Genomic DNA, 25,429 nt, shown 5'->3' on the forward strand with positions numbered 1-25,429 from the left:
ATGCTGTCTGAGTAGCTAAATAGTACTCAGACAGCAGAGCCAATACTTAGGGCAACACTTCCTCTTGCTCTGCCCCTTCCTTGACTGGAATCATCAAGTCTTCCTTGTTCACCTTTAGCAGCAACAATGTGCTGGCAGAGACATAGATAGACGAATAAGTACCGATAGCCACACCAACAATCAGCGCAAGAGCAAAGCCGTTGATCATCTCTCCGCCAAAAACTGCCAGTGAAATAAGTACCAGCAAGGTGGTCAGAGAGGTCACCAAGGTCCGGCTCAAGGTCTCAGTCAGCGAGATATTAATAATCTCCACCGGATCAGAGCGGCGCAATTTGCGGAAATTTTCCCGGATGCGGTCGGCCACAACAATGGTGTCGTTCAGCGAATAACCGATCACCGCGAGTAAAGCCGCCAGCACCGTCAGGTCAAACTCAAGGCCGATAACAGAGAAGAAGCCCAAGGTCACGATGACGTCGTGCACCAAGCCCGACACGGCGCCCACAGCGAACTTAAACTGAAAGCGAAAGGCGATATACACCATCACTAGGCCCAAGGCTAAAAGCATGGCCAAGCCGCCCTGCTCGCGCAGCTCATCACCTACCTGCGGGCCAACGAACTCAATACGGCGCAGTTCGACAGTTCCGGCAAAATTATCCTGCAATAGCTCAACCAATGCTGGGCCTGATTTATCGGAGTGCCCCTGTGGCAGCCGAATCAAAACATCCTGGTCACTACCAAAGCTAACGACGATGGCGCCATCGAAAGTACCGCCCTCCAGCAAGCCGCGAATCTCAGTCAAATTGGCAGTCTCACTGTAGTGCACCTCCACTAAGGTGCCGCCAGTAAAATCCAGCCCCCAGTTGAGCTGCTTAGTCACCAATGAACCGATGGCCACAATGAGCAAGATGGCAGAAAAAGCCATTGCCAGCTTACGCTGACCCATAAAGTTTATAATTTTCATGACTTGGGCCCCCCAATAGCCAAGGATTTCACTTTACGGCCACCATAGAACAGGTTGACCATGGCACGGGTACCCACGATTGCAGTAAACATCGAGGTCACAATACCGACTGACAGCGTGACAGCAAAGCCTTTAATCGGCCCAGTGCCTACTGCATACAGAATAACCGCCACAATCAGCGTGGTGATGTTGGCATCGAGAATAGTCGACAGCGCCGCATCATAGCCAGAATGGATCGCCATTTGCGGCGACCTACCATCGCGTATTTCCTCCCGTATTCGAGAGAAGATTAGCACGTTGGCGTCCACCGCCATCCCCACCGTCAGCACGATACCGGCAATACCCGGCAGGGTTAAGGTAGCGCCCAACAATGACATAAAGGCCAGTAGCAATACCAGGTTAAAGCTCAACGCCACCACCGCAAAAACACCAAATACACGGTAGTAGAGAACCATAAATAGCACGACCAAAGCTAAGCCATACTGCACTGACTTAACCCCGAGGCGAATATTCTCGGCCCCCAATGAAGGACCAATCGTTCGCTCTTCCACAAAGCTAATAGGGGCAGCAAGAGCACCCGCTCGCAGCATCAGTGCCAGTTCAGATGACTCCAAGGGGCTATCCAAACCAGTGATCTGAAACTGTGCGCCTAGGGCCGACTGAATGACTGGCGCAGTCAGTAGTTTGCGCTCGTCATAGGGAATCTTAACAGCCACCTCCGTGCCATCGGCCTGCTGTTCGTAGCGGGTGCGGTATTTACGCTCAATAAAGAGCACCCCCATACGCCGCTTGACGTTATTGCGCGTGGCGCGCGACATCAGGCTACCGCCTTCACTATCCAAGCTAATTTGCACATTGGGTCGGCCGTTTTGATCAAAACTAGCCTGCGCATTCGACACCCGCTCGCCGGTGATAATGACGTCGCGCTCCAACCACTCTTTCATTCCAGCGCGATCGGCACTGCGGTATTCAAACTGCTGCTTGTCACTCGCTGGGGCATCCATATTGGCGACTAAGCGGAACTCGAGGTTGGCCACTTTACCCAAGATCCGTTTAGCTTCAGCGGTGTCTTGAATACCTGGCAACTCGACCACGATACGATTTTTGCCCTGCCGCTGTACTAGCGGCTCAGAGACGCCCAACTCATTCACTCGATTGCGGATGGTGGTAAGGTTCTGACTTACGGCGTAATCGGCTATTTCACTGCGTGTTTGCTCAGTCATCGCCGCCCTCACCGAGAAGTTATCACCCTCATCTAAGCGCTCAAGGGTCAGTTCTGGGTGATTCTCAGCGATCAGCGAGCGAGCCTCCTCGCGCTGGCTCTCAGAGCGGAAACGGGCGACTACACGGCCCTGTTTATCCATACTGACCATGCCGCGGATACGTTTTTCACGCAAAGCACGCTTCACAGCGTTGAGGTAATATTCTTGCCGCCGCTCGGTGGCCGCCTCGACATCTACCTCTAGCTTAAAGTGCACACCTCCGCTGAGGTCCAAGCCCAACTTCATTGGCTGCGCCCCGAGAGCACTGAGCCAACTCGGCGTGGTCGGGGCCAAGTTCAAAGCGATGATAAAACCGTCGCCTAAGGCCCGCTGCACCCGAGCCTGAGCAGTCAACTGCTGCTCGGCGCTGCGCAGTCTAATCAGGGCATTGCGGCCATTTTCATCGATTAGCTCATCAAAATGCTCGATGCCGGCCTCTTCCAGTGCCCGTGTAGCCCGCGACAAGATTGCCTCGTCAATAACCTGGGCACTGTTTTCACCGGTAATCTGCAGGGCCGGATCGGGGGCAAATAGGTTGGGGGCTGCATAGACTAAGCCGATCGTGATCACAAAGAGCACGATCAGATATTTCCACAGCGGGTACTTATTTAGCATAGTATTGCTCTAACAGAGGAAAAGATATCGGGGGCCATCAAGACCCCCGGATTTGGCAAAAGCGCCATTATAAATTATCAGCTAGCAGTCACAAGTGACGGCCTTGGACGCATTTAGCCCAACCAAGCGCGAGCATTGCAGAATAAGCGCAACCAGCCAGCATCTTCACGCCACTCTTGCGGTGCCCAGGAACACTGTACCGTGCGATATACCCGCTCGGGATGTGGCATCATGATGGTAGCCCGCCCATCCAAACTACTCAGACCAGTAATACCGGCAGGTGAGCCGTTCGGGTTAGCAGGATAGTCACTGGCTACGCTCAGGTCATTTTCTAAGAAGCGCAACGCAATGGTGCCGCTGTCTTCACAGCGCTGTTGCTGTGCTGCACTTTGGAACTCTGCTCGCCCTTCACCGTGTGCCACGACAATAGGCAAGTAGGAGCCCGCCATATCCGACATCAATACTGAGGGGCTCTGCTCTACCCGCACCAAGGCGTAGCGCGCTTCAAACTGTTCGGAACGGTTGCGTACAAAACGCGGCCAGTGCTCCGCGCCCGGGATCAACTCTTTTAGGGTCGACACCATTTGGCAGCCATTACACACGCCGAGGGTGAAACTGTCTTCACGCTGGAAGAAGTCACTGAACTGTTGGCGCAACACTGGATTGAACAAAATACTCTTAGCCCAGCCTTCACCAGCACCAAGTACGTCACCGTAAGAAAAGCCACCGCAGGCCACTAAGCCTTTGAAGCCCTCGAGCCCACGCCTGCCGTTGAGGAGGTCACTCATATGCACATCGACTGGGGCAAAACCTGCTCGATGGAAGGCCGCTGCCATCTCAACATGGCCATTGACCCCTTGCTCGCGCAAAATGGCCACCTCGGGACGCGCCCCTTTATTAATAAAGGGAGCGGCAATATCTTCGGCGGGGTCATAGCTCAGACTGACGGATAAGCCGGGATCGTCAGCCCCGATTCGCTGAAACTCTTCTCGGGCACAGTCTGGGTTGTCGCGCAGTGCCTGGAGCTCATAGCTGGTACGCGCCCACAGGGACTGCAGCCGTGCTCGGCTGCCACGCAAGAGCAGCTCGTCAGCGCTGTGGATTTCAATCTCATCACCGCTCTGAGCACGACCAATTACATGCAGACAGTCAGCTAGCCCCAGCGTCGCAGCCTGGGATTGGAAAGCCGCCAGATCACTATCAGCAAGCTGTAATACAACACCCACCTCTTCGGCAAAGAGTTTGCCCATTGATTCACCTGGCAAGCTGCCTACATCGACACGCAAACCACAGCGAGCGGCAAAAGCCATTTCCAGCAAACTGACCAATAAGCCACCGTCAGAACGGTCGTGATAAGCCAGCACAGTACCTGCGGCAAGCTGGCTTTGCACCAACTGGAACAGAGCCTTCAAGTCGGCGGCACTATCGAGATCGGCTACCGCGTCACCAAGCTGGTTATAGACTTGGGCCAAGGCCGAAGCACCTAGGCGGTTAGCACCGCGCCCTAGATCCAGCAACACCAAGCTAGCATCCTGACGCACTTGCAATTGTGGAGTCACTGTCCGGCGCACGTCGATGACCGGAGCAAAGGCTGAAATAACTAGCGACATCGGCGCGGTCACCGACTTTTCAGTGCCCTGATCATCCCAGGTAGTGCGCATCGACATGGAGTCTTTACCCACCGGAATGGTAATCCCCAGCTCTGGGCACAATTCCATGCCTACCGCTCGCACGGTATCGTAGAGAATCTCATCTTCTGCGCCATAGCCCGCCGCGCACATCCAGTTAGCGGAGAGCTTGATGTCTTCCAGCTTGCCGATAGAAGCGGCGCAGATATTGGTAATCGCTTCTGCTACAGCCATACGCCCGGAGGCGGGGCCATTAACAAGCGCCAGCGGCGTGCGCTCTCCCATAGCCATGGCTTCACCAGCCGTACTATCGTAAGAGACCGTGGTTACCGCGCAGTCTGCCACTGGCACCTGCCAGGGTCCGACCATTTGATCCCGAGCAACCATGCCGGTGACACTGCGGTCACCAATCGTAATCAAAAAGCTTTTACTCGCCACAGCTGGCAATTGCAGCACGCGCTCGGTAGCTTCAGCAATGCTTGCGCTGATCTGCAGCGCAGGCTGCTCCACGCTCTGACGGGTAATTTCTCGGTGCATGCGAGGCGGCTTGCCAAACAAAACCGACATTGGCAGATCGACTGGTAAATTGCCAAACTCTTTATCGCTGACCTCGAGCAAGAGCTCATCGCTGGCTTCGCCTACCACGGCAAAGGGGCAGCGCTCACGCTGGCAAATGGCCTCGAAACGCGCCAAATTGGCTGGCTCAACCGCCATAACATAGCGCTCTTGAGACTCGTTGCACCAAATTTCCAGAGGTGACATGCCGGGTTCATCATTGGGGATCTCACGCAGTTTAAAGCGTCCACCCCGGCCACCATCTTTGACCAATTCAGGTAAGGCATTAGATAAGCCACCTGCGCCCACATCGTGAATAAAAGCAATTGGGTTGTCTTCACCGAGCTGCCAGCAGCGGTCAATAACCTCTTGGCAACGCCGCTCCATCTCTGGGTTCTGCCGCTGCACTGAAGCAAAATCGAGGTCTTCGGCGCTACTACCACTGGCCATGGATGAGGCCGCGCCGCCGCCCAAGCCAATCAACATGGCAGGGCCACCGAGCACAATCAAATGCGCACCGGCGGAAAACTCACCTTTCTGAACATGCTCTTCGCGAACGTTACCGTAGCCACCGGCGATCATAATGGGCTTGTGGTAGCCACGCACCTCGCGGCCATTAACGCCAAGCACCTCACACTCATAGCTACGGAAATAGCCGCAGAGATTGGGGCGACCAAATTCGTTGTTAAATGCGGCCCCGCCTATCGGTCCTTCCAGCATAATATCCAGTGCTGAAACAATGCGCTCTGGCTTGCCGTAGGCTTGCTCCCAAGGCTGCTGATAACCAGGGATATTGAGGTTTGACACCGAGAAGCCCGTCAAGCCGACTTTGGGCTTAGAACCGCGTCCTACCGCGCCCTCATCTCGAATCTCACCGCCAGCACCGGTACCGGCACCGGCAAAGGGGGCAATAGCCGTAGGGTGGTTATGGGTTTCTACCTTCATCAGAAGGTGGATATTTTCTTGTGTAAAACGGTAATGGCAGCTTTCCGGATCCGGGTAAAAACGCCCTGCATGGTGCCCTACCACGACCGCCGCATTGTCCGAATAGGCAGAGAGAACATTCTCTCCACCACACTTATAGGTGTTGCGGATCATGCCGAACAGGCTGTGCTCTTGCTCAACACCGTCAATACTCCAGCTGGCATTGAAAATTTTGTGGCGACAGTGCTCGGAGTTGGCCTGAGCGAACATCATCAGCTCGACGTCGGTCGGGTTGCGCCCTAGACCGTGGAAACTATCAACCAAGTAGTCAATTTCGTCATCGGCCAAGGCCAAGCCCAGTTCAGTATCAGCCGTGACTAAGGCCTGACGCCCACCATCGAGCACATCAATCAGCGCCAGCGGTGCCGGTTGGGCTTCTTTAAACAGCACTGCAGCAGCTTCAAGTGAAGGCAGCACGCTTTCCGTCATACGATCGTGCAGTAATTGCTCCACTTCGCGCCGCTGCGCGCCACTCAAGCCCGCTGGTATCTGGAGATAGTAAGCCACCCCGCGCTCTAAGCGCTTGACCTCATCCAGGCCACAGTTACGGGCGATATCAGTGGCCTTGCTGGACCAGGGCGAAATAGTGCCTGGTCGTGGCACAACCAGGAGTAACTCGGCTTCTGAGGCCACCGGCGCAGTGTCTTGCTGTGCTTGCGGACCATAGTCCAGCAGCTTTGCCAACACCGCTTCGCGCTCCGCACTTAAGCTTGCACTAAGATGAGTGAAATGGACAAACTCACTGTGCAATAGTTTTAGGTCCGGATGAAGGTCGAAAAGCCGAGCTTCCAGTTTGTCTCGCCGAAAGGCTGACAGGGCCGGTGCACCACGCAGGATCAACATGCTGGGAATGACTCCAAAGGAGGTTTATAGGAAGGCGCACATTGTACTGTATTGGCTTGCCGGCGTTAACCGGTATTACCCTCTGCTATGACGGTAATTGTCACTGTCAGGCAAGAGGCGGATAAGTATAGAATAAGCCCATGTATCGCCACCCTGCCAAAACCTTCATTTCCCTGCTACTAGCCCTTTCTTTGTCTATTCTGCTAGTGGCTTGCTCCAATGACGACCGCCTTGCGAATATCAAAGAGCGCGGTACGCTGGTGGTGGTCAGTCGAAACAGCCCTACCACCTACTATTTAGATAAAAACGGAGCGGCCGGCTTTGAGTATGATTTAGCGCAATTATTTGCCGAAGAGCTAGGTGTAGAGCTTATCATGCAGCCCGCCTTCACCCTCGATGCGCTTTTTACGCGCCTGCGCAGAGGAGAAGCTGATATCGCTGCTGCGGGCCTCAGCCGCTCGGCACATCGCGATGCACAGTTTTTAGCTTCAGTGCCTTACGCCACGCTAACCCCGATCATTATTTATAAGACAGGCCACAAACGGCCACGCAAGCTCAGTGATATTGAGGGCCGAACGCTGCTCGTGTTGCGAGACAGCAGCCATGCCGAGACGCTGCGGGAGCTGCAGGCTAGCGACTTTCCCGATATCGAATGGCAGGAACTTGAAGAGGCCGACTCAATGGAGCTACTGGAGCGGGTAGCGAGCCAAGAGAGCGAGTTAGCCCTGATCGACTCCAGCGAATTTAGCGTGCAGCAAAGTCTCTACCCACGGGTAGCCAAAGCCTTCGACCTAGGCGCAGAAGAGGACATGGTGTGGTATATGCCCGCCGGCGATGACAGTCAAAGCCTACAACTAGCGGTCAATGAGTTTATCAATAAGCTGCGCGGCGACGGCCGCTTAGAGAGGATGCGCGAACAACACTTTGGCCACGCCTCGGTACTTTCCCGAATAGGCTCCCATACCTTTTCACGCAACATGAACTCTACGCTGCCGCGCTATGAAGCGCTGATCCGTGCAGTTGCCGATGAATACCAGCTCGACTGGCACTTACTGGCAGCGGTGGCCTATCAAGAGTCCCACTGGGACCCCAAAGCCACCTCTCCCACTGGAGTGCGAGGCATGATGATGCTGACCTACCCGACAGCCCGCGAAATGGGGGTCAAAGACCGTCTTGATGCACGCCAGAGCCTACGCGGTGGGGCTCGCTACCTGAAAAACATACAGCGCAGACTGCCCTCCGACATCGAAGAACCCGACCGCACCTGGATGGCACTCGCTGCCTATAATATTGGCCTAGCTCACCTTGAGGATGCACGTGTGCTGACCGAGCGCCAAGGAGGCGACCCGCATCTCTGGAGCGAGGTGATGGAGCGCTTGCCGCTACTACAAAAAAGAGAGTTTTACCGGACCCTGCGCTACGGCTACGCAAGGGGACAAGAAGCCGCAACCTATGTGCAAAACATACGCCACTACTACAGTATCTTACAGTGGCAAGCGAGCCCAGTTGACCAGTTAACACCACCACAAAACACTGACCAACATTTACCCCAAGCACTGCGGCATATTCAGCTCAAAGCCCTGTAATACCTCAATTCAGCGCCGAGCCCGGAAGAAGGCTCGCAGGCGCTCACTGCTCTGCTCGGCCAGCACTCCTCCCTGCCAAGTCACACGGTGGTTATACCAAGACTGCTCTAGCTGCGAGGCCTGACTGCAAATCACCCCGGCCCGGGGCTCAGTAGCAGCAAATACTAAATGCGCTACTCGGGCGTGAACAATGGCGCCGGCACACATCGTGCAGGGCTCCAAGGTGACGTACAGCAGGGCACCGGGCAAACGGTAATTGCCAACATGCCGTGCTGCTGCCCGCAAGGCGACAATTTCTGCATGGGCACTAGGGTCAGCTGAGGAAATGACCTGGTTAAAACCCTCTCCAAGTAACTCACCGTCACGCACCAGCACCGCTCCCACAGGCACCTCACCGAGCTCCGCAGCGCGATCAGCTAGCTCTAGTGCTCGCTGCATCCAATATTGATGCTCAGTGGTACTCACTATCACTGATATCCTTGTAGCCTAGCCTCGCCTGACGAGACTGGCAGGAAACAAAGGCAGCATAGCGGCTGCCAAGCTAAATCTAATGACATGGTCAATATCCAGTGAATCATTCCAAGTGATAAGTAACAGAGCACTTGAGACATTTTACTCAGCCTAGAGCAGCTCTGCAGCAGATCAATCCCTAGGCCTCTAGCCCGACACTTGCTCCATACCAAGATCAATTCATCTTAGCGAGCAAATCCCGCTGTAAATGCCGCGCAATATAAAGGTAGAGCGCGCCGGCTATGGCCATAACAAACACCACCCAAGAGAGAGACTGGCGCAAGCCGGAGGCACTAGCGCTTAAACAAACTTGAGCCTTCAGCTGCCCCATTGCTACTATGAGTGCAGACTCGCTAGCCTTACAGGCCTCTACGCTCAACTCTGCAGAAAAAGGAGAGCTCGCCAACTCAGCACTCATCAACCAATCACTGAGCAAACCTACAGCCAATGGCCCCAAACCATAACCGAGCAAATTAATGATAAACAACAACAAAGCCACCGCAGTGGCGCGCGAACGCATGCTGACCACGCCTTGGCATATGGTGTACTGAGCACCCAAGAAAGAGTAGTGCAAGATACTGCCAAGCAGCATGAAAGCCACGGCAGAGCCCAGACTCTCCGCACTAAAGGCTAAAAAGTAAATTGGCGCCGCCAGCAGCAAACCATAGCCAGGGATCCAGGCCACAGCATTGGGATAGCGAGCGCTGATGCGCTCAGTGAGATAGCCAGCACCAAAAGCACCTAAGGAAGCCGTTAGGCCCAAGGGCACGGCTACTTGCGTCGCCACTTCAGCCACACTCAGATCATGAGAGCGCTGAAAGAAAGCCGCTTGAAAATTCAGCATGCCATAGCCGGCAAAAGAGACCGTAGAAGCCGCGATGGCATTGAGCCAGTAACTCCGCTTAGCGGCCAGCTCCGCTAAACTTGCACGAAAACCCAAGTCTTCTAGCACTGGAGTGCCTGGCGGGTCGGCATAACCACGCGGGGGTTCACGCACAATAAATAGGACCGCAATGCCGATTAAAATGCCCGGGACACCCAAGACCAGAAAGGCCTCTCGCCAGGAAAACATTTCTGCTAAAGGCCCGCCAAAAGCATTGGCTAATACACCACCAATAGTGATACCCAGTGTATAAGTTGCCAGCGCTCGGGCGCGGCTACGGGGTGGAAAGTAATCGGCTATCAATGAATTAGCCGGCGGTGTGCAGCCAGCCTCACCGATGCCTACTCCGATGCGAAAAATCAGCAGCGCGGCAAAGCTGCCAGCCAGACCGCAGAGCGCGGTCATCGCTGACCAAACAACGACACTAGCCGCAATGATCCGAACGCGATTATAACGCTCTGACAAACGCGCGAGTGGAATACCCGCAAGGGTATACATCAGGGCAAAGCCAAAACCGGACAGCAGGCCAAACTGCCAGTCCTGTAAGCGAAACTCTTCAATGATGGGCTGCGCCACCACGCCGATTAACACCCGGTCAATAAAATTGAGGGTGTAGACCAAGGTGAGCGTAACTAGAACAAAATGTCGGTAAGCCGGCGTGCCAAAGCCCTGGCCGCGACCAAAACCACCCACAGGAGTACTTGCCCTAAGCGTCATGCATGTGCTCCTGCTAGCCTGCCTCAAGCCCTCAATCAGGCTTGTTGCGTCTCAACTATCAAGCGATATTGGCCAGGAGTCATGCCAAACCATCGCTTACAAGCCCGCGTAAGGCTGGCGCCATCGCTGTACCCACTGGACTGCACCACATCCTCTAGGGAGTGACGCGGGTCTTTCAGCAACTCTGCGACAATATTTTTCATCAGCTCATCTTTAATAGCTTGATAAGAAGTACCCGCCAGTTTGAGCTGGCGCCTGAGGGTCTGCGGCCCAAGGCCCAGGCTTTTACAAAGCTCATCATAGCTTGGCAAAGCACCCTGCTCCTGCAACTGTTCGGACAGCACTTTGCGAAGCTGCCCTTTGAGGCTCACCTGATCGTCCATCACGCGCACGACGTCCACCGGTGAGTCCTTTAACCAACTGGTCAACTCGGGCTTACTGCGCCTCAACTGGCTTTGCAAAAAGCTGGCCGAAAAGGCAAAACAGCTGCTCTCAGATTCATACTCGATTGGCGAATCGAGTAGCCGACTGCAGACCGCGTGATGCTCAGGCTTGGCGTGGGAAAAGCGTACTATTGATAGCGGTATCTGCTGATCAATCGCCCAGCAAAGAAAGCGATGCCACAGCATGGTGTAAAACTCCACTAAAAAGTGCTCTGGATCCCCCTCCCCCTCATAACAAGAGTGCTTTACTACCGCCAGGTTACCTTCGCGGCACAGTTCCACCGCCATGGACTGAGGCGGCAGGAAAGCAAAAATACGCTGGCCCCTGAGCAGTGCTTCCTGCAAAGTGCGACCATCAAGCATATAATCGCAAGCTAAGGCCCAAGTACCGCGACGCATCTTTTCTGGGCTGAGCCCAAAAAACTCATCCTCAGTGGTCTTCCAAAGTGCCCGCAGTAGCAGTGCGACCTCGTCTTCAACTCCGGCCTGTGAGTGGGTATTTTCCTCCAGTTTCTGCACTAAACGCTCACGCGCTAGCGGATCTGTCACCTCGTTTAATGTTCGGGCAATCAATTGGTCGATCACACGTAGATAGTGTGTTCTCTCTTCCTGCAATCCTGAGTCCTCAAAACTGGTGCCACAGCTTAGTGGCACCAAGTATATACTCCAGCTGGGACAGCTGCTGAAGTGCTAATGCAGCATTTGAGTGGCTAATCAGGCACTCACTTCCTCAAGGCTTGGGAAGTCAATATAGCCTTCGTCACCACCCCCGTAGACCAGTGCAGGGTCGCCCATGGGTGCCAACTCAGCATCGTTGGCAAAGCGCTCAACCAAATCTGGGTTACACATATAGGGTCGGGCAATGGAAATAGCAGCTACCTGAGGGTTGACAAGTGCTGCTTGTGCCCTCTGTTTATTGTAGCCCCCATTGAGGATCAACTGCCCTTTGTATAAAGGAAGTAAGTCCTCTGTACTGAAATCAGCCGGTGCCTCCGCAGTACTTTTGGACACTTCTGATTCGTTGATTTCCTCGACCAGTTCTAAGAAGGCCAAATTGCGACTATTAAGCTCGGACACAGCATGGAGATAGAGTGTTCTAGGGTCACTGTCGTGGCAATCCCAAGTAGAAGAGAATGGCGACAAACGTACACCCGTGCGTTCTGCGCCTATCTCAGCGATCACCGCATCGGTCACTTCCAGCAAGAAACGGCAGCGGTTAGCGACCGAGCCACCATACTCATCATCGCGTTGGTTGACCCCATCGCGCAAAAACTGATCGATCAGGTAGCCGTTAGCTGCGTGGATTTCCACTCCGTCAAAACCAGCCTCAATAGCATTGCGCGCGCCCAAGCGATACTGCTCGACAACGCCGGCTATCTCCTCCAAGTCAAGCGCCCGAGGCTGGGAAGTCGGCTGAAAGCCATCTGGCGTAAAGGTGCGAATGTCACCGCGCACCGCTGAGGATGAAACCGGCGCTTGGCCATTTTCCTGAAAACAGCTATGAGATACTCGCCCAGAGTGCCAAATTTGACAGACGATACGCCCCCCTGCTGCATGAACTGCATCGGTAACTGCTTTCCAACCTGCAACCTGCTCAGGCGTGTAGATCCCCGGGGTATTAATAGTCCCTGTCCCCTGAATCGACACTTGGGTTGCTTCAGTAATAATAAGACCAGCACTTGCCCGTTGAGCATAATAGGTCGCATTGGATGAGTTCGGTACGGTATTTGGTGTACGGGCGCGTGTCATCGGCCCCATGGCAATGCGGTTACTCAATTTAATCGAGCCTAAAGTGGTTGGGGAAAACAAAACATCAGACATGAAGAGTAGCTCCTTTTTTGGCCTGCCTGTAGCGCGGGCAACTAGGGGATGTTATATACAGTAAAAGTTTGGATTGGATTGATTCTATGCCTTTTGAACCTAGTGATATAGGCAAGGGGGGATCAGCTTGCCACTGGTTCAATCAGCGCGACCAAGAGCACACAGAGCCCACTAGGTTTTATTGTCGCTGGCTGGCACAGTCAAAAACAGCGGCCATGATATGGCCGAGCAGCCCTAAGAGCAAATACCAAGCCTTTGGATCAGCGTCAAAAGGTGAAGCTGCGGACAGTTAAGGGCAATTACAGAGCCTATCAAGCCTTGCGCCCCGCAAAAGCTAATAAAGCTAAGGTACTAAAGCCACCAAAACACCAAAAAAGCAGCAAAACGCTACCGAAGATTGAAGTGCTTTCAGTTTCTGCCAGGGGCAGCCAGGCAAGCACTGCGCAGATCACTAGTAAGAGCAGAGCTACAAGCACAGGACGAATAAAACTACCTTTAGCTGAAACTTCAAGCTGATCAGAAGTCGAACGGGGAATAACTCCACTAACACTTTTCACAACTACTTCACCTCTACATCAATACGTCTACTTAAGTTCTCATTCTGCTTTATGACAATAACTAGCATAGTTCAGAGTAGGTATTTTTGCCGAGACTAAAGGAAACTTGCGCCCCACCACTAAAGTGTCGCAAACGATCAGCCGCCCTGCCACTTAGGACTAGCGCTATATCGCCAAGCTTTAAGGCTCACCATTCTTCTTATCTGGGTCTTTATCACCGCCGGATATATACTTACGAGCAGCCGCAGAAAATACAAAAACTGCAAGCAAAAGCGTAATAAGCCCCACAGCGCCCAAAACGTACATGATAGGCTCCATCACAGCACCTTGTTTAGAGTTGGAGCAGGGCCCCTAGCTCAGAGGGTTCAGAGCAGTGTGTCCCGCATATCCAGCTTACAAGCAAGTTGCGCGCCAAAAATAAAACCCATTAATAAAACAAAGACTTACTAGACAACTATTGGTTTACAAAGGCTAGACAGCACTTCACTGTCAAAGATTCTGACAAGGGAGGGACAAACAAATAAAACGAAATTGCTGAGCTCGCAGCTGATTAGAAAAATCAAAACCTTAGAGCACTGCGGTTTTACTTTCTCAGCGCACACCTTCGCCGAACAGAACAATTTCGGTGGTACTGAGAATAATCATGAAGTCTAGAAAAAGGCTTTGGTTTTTAACGTAATACAATTCGTATTGCAGCTTCTTTCGGGCATCCTCTTCACTCGCCCCGTAGGGGTAGTGAAGCTGGGCCCAACCGGCAATCCCCGGCTTAACCAAATGGCGGCTGTTGTAGTAGGGAATTTTTTCAGCTAGTTCGGACACGAACTCTGGTCGCTCTGGTCGTGGGCCGACCAAGGACATTTCGCCATAGAGTATATTCAAGATTTGAGGCAGCTCATCAATCCTCAAACGTCTTATCACCGACCCGACCCGAGTCACTCGCTGATCATTTTTTTCCGCCCAACGAGCCTTACCATCACCCTCTGCATCCACGCTCATACTGCGCAATTTCAGAAGGTCGAACAGATCGCCATTCATACCCACTCGCTGCTGCCGATATAGCACCGGCGCGCCAAAGCCGTCTTCGATCCAGATCGCAACCACCGCCAAGAGCATCAGGGGCCAAGTCATCATTAGCAGCAACAGACTGGTCGTAATATCAAACAGTCGTTTGTTCAATAGTTTTTGGCTGCCGCGGCCAAAGCCATCGGAAAAAGCCAACCAACTAGGATCGATGAATTCGAGCATAATCCTACTCGATTCGCGCTCAAAGAAGCTAGCCAAGCCCTGAACCTGCACTCCTGCCATACGGCAGGCTAATAGATCCTCCACTGGCAGCACTTTTCGGCGGTCATCCACTGCTACAACTATCTGATCCACCTTTTTAGCTAAGACAAGATCCAGCAGCGACTGATCACTGTTTAAAACCTGCTCCCCCTCCACTTGTACCCTTTCTTCAGTTATGCGCACAAAACCAACAAAAGTGAAACCGCTGCGATCGCTCTTACGCCGCAACCAACTGAGTGCTGTAGCTGCCTTTTGGCCAGCACCTAGCACTAAGACTCTGGATTTAAGTTCCTCAATATTTATTAGCCGTTGAAAGCACCAACGGCTCAGCAAAATGAGGACAAAAGCGGTCAAAAGTATCTGTACAAAGGCGCCGCGCCACAAATGCAAGTTAGGCAGCAAATAAAACAACAATGACATGCCCAAAACACTAATGACAAAAGCACTCAACAGCCGCAATAAAATACCGGAGGGGCCGTCCCGTAGCTGAGGTTTATACAAGCCCATTGCTGTCATAGAGACGACAGTTACTAGGGAAAATACTAAAGCGCGTGGCCAGATAGCGCCTAGGTGGTCCGAAACCACGGCCTGCTGTTGAAAAAAGTAGAAATAAGTGCCCAAGTAAAACGCACAAAAACACAATAGTGTTTCAACTAGTACTAACAAATAGTGCGCTTTGTGTATGTAATGGTTAAATAGTTTTATCGTTCGCACTGGAGCCCCCTAAAACCACTTCGGTCTCAGTCTCACAAGACTCTCTCTGCTTGTTCAAACTAGCACCTGCTGTGGCGCAGGGTGACCGAGAAATAAGTGAGGGCTTGCACTGTAGCCATAAGCCCCCGACTGATACACCACCACCAAGTCCCCTGGCTGCGCTTTAGGCAAGATGACTTTACTAGCTAAGATATCTAGAGGGGTGCACAGAGGCCCCACTATTGTCACCTCTTCAAGCTCCTCACTCGCAAGGCGATTCCCTAAGCACACAGGGTAGTTCTTACGTATCACCTGACCAAAATTTCCTGACGCGGCCAAGTGATGATGAAGCCCTCCGTTTGTCACTAGATAGGTTGTTCCACGAGACTCTTTACGATCAATCACTTCAGCAACATAAATGCCGGCTTCCGCCACCAAATAGCGCCCTAGCTCCATAATTAATTCGGTCCCCGGCAAGGCACTTTTAGCTAATGCGATTAATTGATCTAAGTTTTCAGCAATCCTGTCCAGCTCCAGCGGAAGCTCCCCTGGGAAATAGGGAACCCCAAGCCCACCACCGATATTCAAAGTACGCAGCTTGCTAGGTGCGTACTCAGCCAAGTTTATGGCCAGCTCTAGGGTTTTGTTTTGAGATTCAATGATGGCCTCTGCCCGAAGATTCTGCGAGCCACTAAAAATATGAAAGCCCTGAAAGTCGAGCCCTATTTGTCCCAGCTCTTCAAGCATAGCTGGGACCCGCTCTTGATCGACTCCAAAGGGTTTTGGTCCCCCCCCCATCTGCATGCCCGAAGCCTTCAATTCAAAAGCGGGATTGACGCGAACCGCCACCTTTGGGTTGCAGCCGAGCTCTTCAGCAAGCACAGCCAGACGTCGCAGCTCGCCCTCGGACTCCAGGTTAATCACGACACCCGCCGCTGCAGCTCTTCGGAGCTCGGAATCTGACTTGCCCGGACCAGCAAAACTAATTCGCTCAGGAGCAAGACCACAATCCAGCGCAAGCTGCATCTCTCCTGCCGAGGCCACGTCCAAGCCGTCTGTCAGGCCAGCAAGACACTGGATCACTGCGGGCATAGGGTTAGCTTTCACCGCATAATGCAACTGCAGTGAGGCTGGCATTAGTTGACGAAAAGTGGCTACGCGAGCTTCCACTAGCGCCCGATCATAAGCGTAAAATGGCGTACTACCCACTCTTGCCGCCAGAGTGCTAAGGCTCAGATCACCCACTATTAACTCATTATCACGCTGTGAAAACTGCCTCATCTCAGCGTGACGTGGTGCCGACTTTACTGTCATTGGAGCTCCTGAAAATAACTGCTGTACTGAGCAGCTAAAGACTTGCGGTCCAACTTGCCATTTGGGTTAGCTGGCAGCTGCTCAAGTACAAGGATATCCAGTGGTACCATAAAATTAGGTAGCTCCTGCCGACAGTGTAGCTGTATAGCTTCTTTCATTTGAGATGACTCCCTGTTCGACTCGATGGTAACAAGCGCCAAAATGGCCTGGCCCAGTGCGGAGTGCGGAAGCCCCAAGGCAAGCGCTTGAACTACCCCGCCAACAGTATAGATCACCTCCTCTACTTCACTTGGGCTGACACGGTAGCCAGAGGTTTTGATCATGTCATCTTTGCGGCTGACGAAATATAGATAACCCTCACTATCTTTGCGTACTTGATCCCCAGACCATACCGCCAGTTCAGCTGTACATAATTCAGCAGGCTGTCCCGGTGACGGCCGAAAACGCAAGGCCGTAGTCTCTGGGTCATTCCAATAGCCTAAAGAAACCAAGGCACCCCGATGAACCAATTCCCCCACCTCGCCCGGGGCACACTCCTCGCCATCGGCATTAACGACCATGATCTGGGCATTGGGTATGGCCTTACCGATGGAGTCCGGTCGGATTGCCACTTGTTCAGGCGGCAGGTAGGTCGAGCGAAATGCCTCTGTCAGCCCATACATAAGGAAGATGCGGCAGGCAGGCAAGTGCTTCGCAAGAGCTTTCGTTGTTGCCGTGGGCATAGCCCCGCCCGTGTTAGTAATATAGCGCAGTGGACGCGAAGCATCCGCTGGCCAATCTAAGTTGGCTAAATGATTCCAAATCACTGGGACAGCAGCTAAGCCCGTGATTTCGTATTTAGCCAGTGCACGCAATACGTCTCTGGGCAGCAAGTAGTCCATTAGCACTGCCGTCCCGCCCACCAGGAACATCGTGCTAAGCTGGCTGAAACCAGCATCAAAGCTTAAGGGTAACAGAGCTAAAACGCGATCATCTGGGCTATTTTCAAGGTAGTTCGAAACACTTTCCGCCCCTACAATCAGATTCCTATGGGATAGCACGACCCCTTTAGGCGCACCAGTGCTACCAGAGGTATAGAATATGGCCGCTATGTCTGCATCAATAGCCTGCTGGTAAGCTACGTCACAATAACTATCAAGAAACTTTGACCAGAGCATGACTGGAATGGGATAGGCTTCGCAGTCTTCGGCTGACATTTCATCAACCACAATGCTCAACTTGAGGTCGGGGCAGCTTGCCAACAGGGCTTGAAGAGACGCCAAACGCTGCCTTGAGGTCACTAACACACGAACCTTGCAGTGCTGCAAGATATAGAGCAGTTGTTTAGGCTTAAGTAGCGGATTTACTGGCACGAATGTCGCAGTAGCAGCAGAGCTACCAAATATAGCGACCACCGCTTCAAGTTGCTTAGGGAGCCAGATGGCAACACGCTCACCAGCACTGAGTCCCTTGCGCCTCAATCCCGCTGCAAATGCTAAGCACTCAGTCCAAAGTGTTTGGTAGTCGAGGGCTTGGTCACGATACAGCAAAGCAATATGCTGCGGTCTCTGTTGCGCCTGCTTCTCAATCAGTTGATGTAACAAATACGCCATCTTCTACCGCACTCATATTCATTGAAGCCAAAGCTTACAGTAACAAACAAAACACTTAAGCAATATATAAGTACCGTAAAGCTAGAGTGCGGGAGTGCTCGACTAGTCTAAACTGTGAACCAGGCACGGTCTCTAAGCCAAAATCTCGGTAAAGTTACAAAAACCGGAGGTGTATAGCTTCAGTGATCAGCAAATCGGATGTTGCACGCTGGCGTCGACGAAGCGCCTTCAAACCTGCGCCTGTGCCGGTCACTTACTTTATTCTCGGCTGGGCGACTCTGTCCCTATCGCTAGCGCCATTTCTCCACTTCCCATTACTTGGAGCATTGCCCTATCTGCTTGCAGTGCTTTATCTCGCAATACTCTACTTTTTACCCAGGGCCTGGCTGTATGTACTTCCTCTAGCTACGGTACTTTTAGACTTTTCCACCATAACTGGTCGGCCCTTATTCAACCTATATGACTTAGTCTTTTTGCTGACTATATCGGGCGGTTTGATGTTTAACCGCTATAAGATTGGCGTTTTAGCACCGAGCACCGCAATCGTTGCGATTGAAATATACCTTCTGGTGGTATTGCTAAGTGTTGGCCTTTGGCACAACTTGCTTTCGCCACCAGGCGCACTCTTAAGTCCAGCCTTAGAGAGTCAGGATTATGGCTATACAGTGCTCAAAGCGCTGATTTGGGGAATTCTGTTACTCCCCATGTACGGGCACGCGATACAACGAAATAAAATAAAGACTACCCGTGACTTAGTGCTAGGGATGTTGGCCGCGGCTCTTGCCATCTGTCTTCTTGTGGGCTGGGAGCACCTTGCCCTTGCCGGAACCCTAGGTGGCAAAGATGTCGTTGATAACTACCATCCCTCTGCCTACCTTTCAGACACGGGGGTACATGCGGCCACACTGAACACCCTCTGCCTGCTATTCGCGCCTTTTCTCCTGTACGCAATAAATCATTTTAAAGTGCGAGTTAAGCTACTCGCAGGAATTGCTTTAATCGGCCTTATACTGGTGTTAATTAGCACTCAGCTCTATGTCTCGCTTTGGGCTTTATGCGTTCTAAGCTTGCTGTACTTCAGCCTTGAGTATTACTTATTAATACGCAAAAACAATACAAACAGCCTAGTGAAGCACAAGAAATGGGCCGCCCTTAGCATAGCCCTAAGTCTTTTCGCTTTCGCAGTGCTCGGCGAACAAGGGCTTAAACTTTTAGAGGAAGGGACAGAGGCTAAACAGTATGGAGAGTCAAAGCTCATTCGGTGGTTAATAGGGGATTTGGCGGGCAAGGATCGCCAAGAACAACAGCGCGGTATGGAAGATATTCGTATAACTGATGGCTCAAACGGCAGCTTGTTAATGCTATCACCCTCCCCAAGCCCTAGACCAAAGCTACTACTGGGCCAGAAAATCCAACTAAAATATACTCACGATTACTCCCTAATCGTACGCGCACGCTCTAACGGGCCGGCGAGTCTCGATATTCGTATTTGTGAAACCACTACAACATTATCCCCTAAGCTATTAGCACAGTGTGCAAAAACCAGTCTAGCTTACGAGGCTCCTTACGGAGAATTTCGAAAGCTAAAAGTCGAGCTTGAGCTGCCACAAAAAGCTAGAGGGAACTTACGACCACATTTACCGATAGTCTTGCTGCTCCACAATCCAAGCCCCGAAGCTACCATCGAAGTTGACTCTATTGCTGTAAGCCACAGTGAAATCAATAAGGTACGCAATAGCTCATTCTCCAACGGTCTTGATCACTGGCTGCACTATTACTCTAAAGATCGCGCAGCTAGCGATAATACGGCTAATCTTTTCGTCAATTTAGCCCAACAATCAGGAATGCTGGCAGTGCTCTTACTTGCTTACCTTGTGGCTCAGCTACTCATAAACTCTCTTAATGAGCATGACAGGGACTCCTTACTACCTGTTTATATTGCTGCCGTTAGTGGGGTCTGCCTGCTTGGCTTTAGTACCAATAGCCTTCTTTCGCCAAGAGCTGCCTGGCTATTTTACTTTTTATTATTTGCAGGGCTGACACAACTAAAAGCGAAAACTCAGGTAGAAAGATGAAGCTCAGAGGGTGTTTAGACTCATGCTAGTGAAGCAGGAAGGGCAAAACCTATAAGATCAGAGAGGGCTAAAACTAATAGTAAACACTGCTTGCAATTGATTGAATATGTTGTTGAATGGTATAGCTGCAGATAGCCAAAATCACAATTATTAGTGCGCTTTCAAGGCACAGTAGGCTAGGTAATTAGAATGTATATTACGACCTATAACAGACTCGCAGTGATAGTTCTGCTATGCCTTACCCCGGCTTACGCGGCAGCTGCAAACAAAGTTGCGCCCTGGGTCGGTGAAACACTGCAGGGAGCACCCTGCAGAGGCTCAGATATGAATTATGGCCCCTTCGACTACCTGCAACGAAACCTACTGCCCAAGCAGTTACGCATTGTTGAAAAACACCATTTCACCCCTGCAATGGAGCAGCTCATCGCCGGTAGCAGTACAGTTCCGAACATTCGCTATACACTGAGGGCATGGCCCAATCACCACCGAGCCCTCTACGCAATGATCCGTGCCCAGGGGCTAACAGACAGAGATATTGGTCAACACAAAGGCACACCCGTTGAGTGCTTCCTGCAAAGAGCCATCAACTTTAGCCCCAATGATAGCAGTGCAAAAATGCTCTATGGGATATTTCTACAGAGCAAAGGAAAACATGATGCGGCCTTAAAGTATTACCTTGCGGCAGAGAAAATAGACCCGAACAACCTCCAAATAAAATATAACCTTGGCTTATTACTGGTCGACCGTAGAGAATACACTGAGGCCAGCCGCTATGCCCAAGAAGTGTACGATAAAGGCTTTCCCATGCCAGGACTGCGCAACAAACTACGCAGCACAGGCCACTGGCCGGAGGACTCAAGAGGACTGAAGCAGCAGGAGTGATCAAGGCGCGATACGCCCAAAAGAAGATCTTGGCTAAAAGCAAGTCAACCCAACTACCTGCGACTCAACACTCAAATACCCGATGATATTCACTACCCGAAAGGCCATAGCTTTTAGCGTTGCTGCCAGATATATCAGCTTACTAGTCCAGTTCGCCGCGATGATGGTGCTGGCTAGATTGCTGACGCCTGAAGATATCGGTATTTATAGTGCTGGCTTTTCGATCGTTGCACTCGCGCACCTATTTCGCGACTTCGGCTTAAACCAATACCTAATCCAAGAACGGAACCTGAGTCGAGAAAGCATCGTTACGGCATTTACCCTTACGCTGCTGATTTCCTGGAGCCTGGGAATAGTAGTTTATTTAAGCGGTGGAATGGCCGCTCGCTTCTTTGGCGAAGAAGATATCCAAGGGCTCGTCCAGCTACTATCGATCAACTTTTTTATAATCCCCATTGGCTCAATCACCTTAGCTTTATTGCGCAAAGCCTTAAAATTTCAAATCACATCATCGATTGCTGTAATAGCATCAGCTTGTGGCGTCGCTGTATCCATAGTAACGGCACTTGATGGCGCACGTTACTTCTGCCTAGCTTATGGTGCAGTCACGGAAAGTGCCGCCATGGTACTACTCTCCCAGCTTTACCGACCTAAAGATGCGCGCTTAGGGCTGAGCTTATATGGCGCCAAAAAAATACTGAAATTTGGCTCTATTGTTGGAGTTGGCAATATCGTCCACCGACTATCAATCTCTGGCTCTGATGCACTAATTGCCAAGTTTCTAGGTATGAGCGCCTTGGGTTTTTACTCCCGCGCTTTTGGCACTTACTCACTATTTGACCAACTATTCACCAGTAGCATCAGCAGCACAATTTTACCCTTATTCTCACGCGAAAATGACAATATCACTGCCATGCGAAACAATTATCTTAAGGCTTTAAGTTATTCGCTTATATTCGCCTGGCCATTTTTTGCCATCCTTTATCTATTTACTAGTGAAATAATGCTAGTGCTGTATGGGCCTCAATGGGGAGAGGCTGTAGTACTAGTTAAAATCCTTTGTGTAGCGGGCTTTTTGGTTCCTCCCATATTGTTCAGTGATAACTTGTTTATTGCCTTGGGTCGCCCTGATATCACTTTAAAAATCAGAATGGTCGCGAACTTAGCAAAGCTAGGGATGGTAGCTATAGCCTGTCAATTCAGTTTAAAAGCCGTCTGTATCGCAATAGTAATCTTCTTTTTACTAAAACTACTGCTCTCTATCAGTTACTTATGGAGCAGCTTAGCACTACGTTTTAAACCATTATTAAAGGTTTTCTGTCAGACTCTACCTTGCCTAATCCTCTCCATTATCCCGGTAGTTCTAGCTGATTACTGGGCTGCTGCATGGCTAGAAAAAAACGAACTTCTGCATATAAGCATAATTGTCTGCATTGCAGCCATTGGATGGCTGAGTGGCTTACTGCTCAGCAAGCACCCTTTCACCGCAGAGTTGTTTGCAATAAGCAGTAAACTTTCTGGAATGCGAGCGAAATGAACAACAACCCACTCTCTAAATGGCATGCAGCCATAAAGTATCACCCTATAGTCACGCGACTAGCAAATTTATACTACAGACTCGGCAACCGAAAATTAGAGAGCGTGATATTTGTAGCTACAACAGGTCGCAGTGGCACCCTGACTTTAGTCGACATCTTTAGCCAGATCCCTGATTGCTTGGCAGTACATGAACCCTATCCAGTCATGAACGGCTCTATCCTTCACGATGCCAACTATGGACGTAAGGATACTGTGACGCGATTTTACAAGGAACGAAAATCAGTCAATATTCGCCGGGCTGCTTCGGGCGCTCGATACTATCTTGAAGCCAATCATTTGTTTATAAAAACCTTTGTTGAGCAAACCTCACAAGACTTTGGCGATCGCCTGCGTATTATTCACCTAGTACGAAACCCGATGGCAGTGGCAAGTTCAATTTACTGCTTGCATGATGAACCCGGAACCGAGGCTGGCAACCGTTGGTGGCTTGATTATCGAGCACCGTCGAACCTCATCAACATAGCTGAATTATTGGAAAACTCCCCTAGGTTTTCCAATCCCTACTTTAAGTGTCTCTGGTATTGGTTTGAGCTAGAAGCGCGAACGGCCTATTGGAAAAAACATTTGCCACAGACACCAGTCGTTACTTTCTATACAGAGGACTTTTCATCTGCGACTGAACTTAAGAGACTGTTTAGCGAGTTAGGCATTGTAGTCAAGGGTATAGACCCCGAAAGCCTTACACAGCTCCACAGTCATCAACGAAGTCACCAGAAACAAAGACAGCCTCTGCCTGCAGATCTGCAGCTAGAAATGCTGAATACTTTCATTACTGAAATGACAGGGCGTTCCTATGCCCTGCCAGAGAGCTTGTCTCGCTATGTCGAACTCTGAAACCCAGCCGCAACGCGTATTAGTCCTTGATGCTGACACACTGCCGGCCCTAGCAATCGTGCGCTCTCTCGGAAAACTCGGACTCCATGTCCAAGCTGCGTCTCATACTGAAAAACCTATCACTAGCTATTCACGATATGCCGCCGAGTCCTTGCAGTACCCATCGCCACTGACTCAAGAACCTGATTTTTTAGAGTGGGTCTCTGCCCAGATTGCTTCCAGCTCAGCGCCAGTAATGGTAGTACCCGCGACCGAGCGCACTATGGTCCCACTATCAAGGCACTTTCAATCACCTGGGCAGCGTCAGTTTTTTGCAATGCCGGCACACAGAGCATTGGAGCAAGTGCTCGATAAATCACAAACCTCTAAACTCGCACAATCTTGTGATATTCCTCAACCGCGCAGCTGGACGCTACACAAGATTGAGGATCTCGAGCGACTCCTGCCTCAGCTGGTATTCCCGCTAGTGGTCAAACCCGCTCGTTCAATCCCAGAAGGCGAACAGCGCCAGCCATTGACCGTTAAATATGCCCACTCCGCTGTAGGGCTCAGGAACATAGTCAACACTATGCTCAAACATACTCACTTAATTTTACAGGAGTATTTTCGCGGTGAGGGAGTCGGTGTTGAGGTTCTTGCTAGAAATGGTGTCGTTGAGTATGCCTTTCAGCATCGTCGGCTGCACGAAGTCCCACTGAGCGGGGGCGGCAGCAGCTTGCGAATCAGTGAAGATATCCACCCACCATTGCTAAAGGCCAGCAAAACACTCATGGCAAAACTAAACTGGAATGGCGTAGCAATGGTCGAGTTCAAGCAGAATCCGGACTCTGGGGAGTTTATTCTGGTTGAGATAAACGGGCGGTTCTGGGGCTCACTACCGCTTGCTACAGCGGCCGGAGCAGACTTCCCCCGCCTACTCTGGGCTTTGCACCATAAGCTGCCACTGCCTGAGTTAGCTCAATACAAACGTGCCTTGCGCTGCCGCAAACTTTCCAGTGACTTACACTGGCTAGAAGCTGTACTGCGACAAGAGGGTGATACCCGACTAGTCCCTATTCCTTCCCGTAGGCAGGCAATACAGGAAACCCTAGGGATGTTATTACCAAAAGAGCGCTTTGACGCTCAGAGCTTCAGTGATCCGCTTCCGGGGATCGTAGATATTGGCCGTATTCTTGCTAACTATAGAAAACGACTCAGTAGTGCCTTAATCGACAAGAGGCACCAGTGGCGCATTACTCGCGCTAGCAATGAAAAAAAAGTTGCGCAACACTTAGTGAATGCTCGGCGCTTGCTCTTTGTCTGCTACGGCAATATCAATCGCAGTGCAGTAGCGCAAGCCTTGTGTGAGCAATTACCAAACTACAACCTCAGGCCAGAATGCAGATCTGCAGGTTTCCACTCTGAACCAGGTCGGCCGGCCGATGATCGAATGGTGGCATTGGCTGCAGCAGACAATATCAAGCTAGACAACTCTTTGTCCTCAGTATTGACCCCCGAGTTAATCGAGTGGGCTGACCTTGTATTAGTGATGGAGTGTAGCCAGGTACAACAGGTTTACTCGATAAGCAGCGCTACACCGGTAGTATTACTTGGTGGTACCAAGCATGCACGATGTCGCGCGCGCGAGATTCCTGACCCTTACAACCAATCGAAGGAGATCTATAGCGCTGTATATAATCAGATTAAGCACTGCGTCGAGTCTCTGCTTGTAACCTGGAACAGCTCGAAATCTCCAGTCAGTAAAACGAGTGCTTAAGCTTGCGCTGCCTTGGGCTTGTTCTACTCATTGCT

17 protein-coding genes are annotated in these 25,429 nt (G+C 51.4%); 6 read left to right on the forward strand and 11 right to left on the reverse strand.

Annotated elements, in window-relative coordinates; all coding sequences use genetic code 11:
* Positions 1-46: 46 nt before the first annotated feature.
* From secF to purL, 3 genes are all read right to left on the reverse strand, one after another.
* Entirely contained in the window at positions 47-961 is a 915-nt protein-coding gene (secF, locus tag H2508_RS06040) for a protein translocase subunit SecF (RefSeq protein ID WP_182170131.1), read from the reverse strand.
* Positions 958-2,838 (reverse strand): protein translocase subunit SecD, encoded by a 1,881-nt coding sequence (gene secD / locus H2508_RS06045; RefSeq protein WP_182170134.1) that lies wholly within the window; start codon positions 2,836-2,838, stop codon positions 958-960. The genes secF and secD overlap by 4 nt, the downstream gene beginning before the upstream one ends.
* A gap of 113 nt (positions 2,839-2,951) precedes the next feature.
* The gene (gene purL / locus H2508_RS06050) at positions 2,952-6,848 is read right to left on the reverse strand and encodes a phosphoribosylformylglycinamidine synthase (protein ID WP_182170137.1); all 3,897 of its coding nucleotides are present in this window, start codon (positions 6,846-6,848) and stop codon (positions 2,952-2,954) included.
* Positions 6,849-6,988: 140 nt separating this feature from the next.
* Here purL and mltF point away from each other — a divergent pair, with 140 nt between their 5' ends.
* Entirely contained in the window at positions 6,989-8,434 is a 1,446-nt protein-coding gene (mltF, locus tag H2508_RS06055; RefSeq protein WP_182170140.1) for a membrane-bound lytic murein transglycosylase MltF, read from the forward strand.
* 9 nt (positions 8,435-8,443) lie between these two features.
* On the opposite strand, the gene tadA is transcribed toward mltF, so the two are convergent.
* From tadA to H2508_RS06090, 8 genes are all read right to left on the reverse strand, one after another.
* A complete protein-coding gene (gene tadA / locus H2508_RS06060; protein WP_456238866.1) occupies positions 8,444-8,899 on the reverse strand; it encodes a tRNA adenosine(34) deaminase TadA in 456 nt (151 codons plus the stop codon).
* Positions 8,900-9,119: 220 nt separating this feature from the next.
* A complete protein-coding gene (locus H2508_RS06065) occupies positions 9,120-10,544 on the reverse strand; it encodes a spinster family MFS transporter (RefSeq protein WP_182170143.1) in 1,425 nt (474 codons plus the stop codon).
* A gap of 35 nt (positions 10,545-10,579) precedes the next feature.
* The gene (locus H2508_RS06070) at positions 10,580-11,641 is read right to left on the reverse strand and encodes an AraC family transcriptional regulator (RefSeq protein WP_182170146.1); all 1,062 of its coding nucleotides are present in this window, start codon (positions 11,639-11,641) and stop codon (positions 10,580-10,582) included.
* Between the two features lie 60 nt (positions 11,642-11,701).
* On the reverse strand, positions 11,702-12,808 hold the full coding sequence (locus tag H2508_RS06075) for an alkene reductase (protein WP_182170149.1): 1,107 nt from the start codon (positions 12,806-12,808) through the stop codon (positions 11,702-11,704).
* Positions 12,809-13,545: 737 nt separating this feature from the next.
* Positions 13,546-13,671, reverse strand: a complete 126-nt coding sequence (locus tag H2508_RS15110; RefSeq protein ID WP_268920702.1) for a hypothetical protein — start codon at positions 13,669-13,671, stop codon at positions 13,546-13,548.
* 285 nt (positions 13,672-13,956) lie between these two features.
* Positions 13,957-15,363 (reverse strand): TIGR03013 family XrtA/PEP-CTERM system glycosyltransferase, encoded by a 1,407-nt coding sequence (locus tag H2508_RS06080; protein WP_182170152.1) that lies wholly within the window; start codon positions 15,361-15,363, stop codon positions 13,957-13,959.
* Positions 15,364-15,417: 54 nt separating this feature from the next.
* Entirely contained in the window at positions 15,418-16,656 is a 1,239-nt protein-coding gene (locus H2508_RS06085; RefSeq protein ID WP_182170155.1) for a pyridoxal-dependent decarboxylase, exosortase A system-associated, read from the reverse strand.
* Positions 16,653-18,248, reverse strand: coding sequence for an acyl-CoA ligase (AMP-forming), exosortase A system-associated (locus H2508_RS06090; RefSeq protein WP_182170158.1), 1,596 nt, complete (start codon positions 18,246-18,248; stop codon positions 16,653-16,655). The genes H2508_RS06085 and H2508_RS06090 overlap by 4 nt, the downstream gene beginning before the upstream one ends.
* 182 nt (positions 18,249-18,430) lie before the next feature.
* On the opposite strand from H2508_RS06090, the gene H2508_RS06095 reads away from it, so the two are divergent.
* The 5 genes from H2508_RS06095 to H2508_RS06115 all read left to right on the forward strand — a co-directional run bounded on the left by H2508_RS06095 (position 18,431) and on the right by H2508_RS06115 (position 25,394).
* Positions 18,431-20,323, forward strand: a complete 1,893-nt coding sequence (locus H2508_RS06095) for a hypothetical protein (protein ID WP_182170161.1) — start codon at positions 18,431-18,433, stop codon at positions 20,321-20,323.
* A 189-nt stretch (positions 20,324-20,512) separates the two neighbouring features.
* Entirely contained in the window at positions 20,513-21,205 is a 693-nt protein-coding gene (locus H2508_RS06100; protein WP_182170164.1) for a tetratricopeptide repeat protein, read from the forward strand.
* A gap of 82 nt (positions 21,206-21,287) precedes the next feature.
* Positions 21,288-22,742 (forward strand): lipopolysaccharide biosynthesis protein, encoded by a 1,455-nt coding sequence (locus H2508_RS06105; RefSeq protein ID WP_268920703.1) that lies wholly within the window; start codon positions 21,288-21,290, stop codon positions 22,740-22,742.
* Positions 22,739-23,638, forward strand: a complete 900-nt coding sequence (locus tag H2508_RS06110) for a sulfotransferase domain-containing protein (protein WP_182170170.1) — start codon at positions 22,739-22,741, stop codon at positions 23,636-23,638. The genes H2508_RS06105 and H2508_RS06110 overlap by 4 nt, the downstream gene beginning before the upstream one ends.
* The gene (locus tag H2508_RS06115) at positions 23,625-25,394 is read left to right on the forward strand and encodes an arsenate reductase/protein-tyrosine-phosphatase family protein (protein ID WP_182170173.1); all 1,770 of its coding nucleotides are present in this window, start codon (positions 23,625-23,627) and stop codon (positions 25,392-25,394) included. The genes H2508_RS06110 and H2508_RS06115 overlap by 14 nt, the downstream gene beginning before the upstream one ends.
* The last annotated feature ends 35 nt before the right edge of the window (positions 25,395-25,429 follow it).

The organism is Sediminihaliea albiluteola (assembly GCF_014077625.1).
Classification (GTDB): Bacteria; Pseudomonadota; Gammaproteobacteria; order Pseudomonadales; family Halieaceae; genus Sediminihaliea; species Sediminihaliea albiluteola.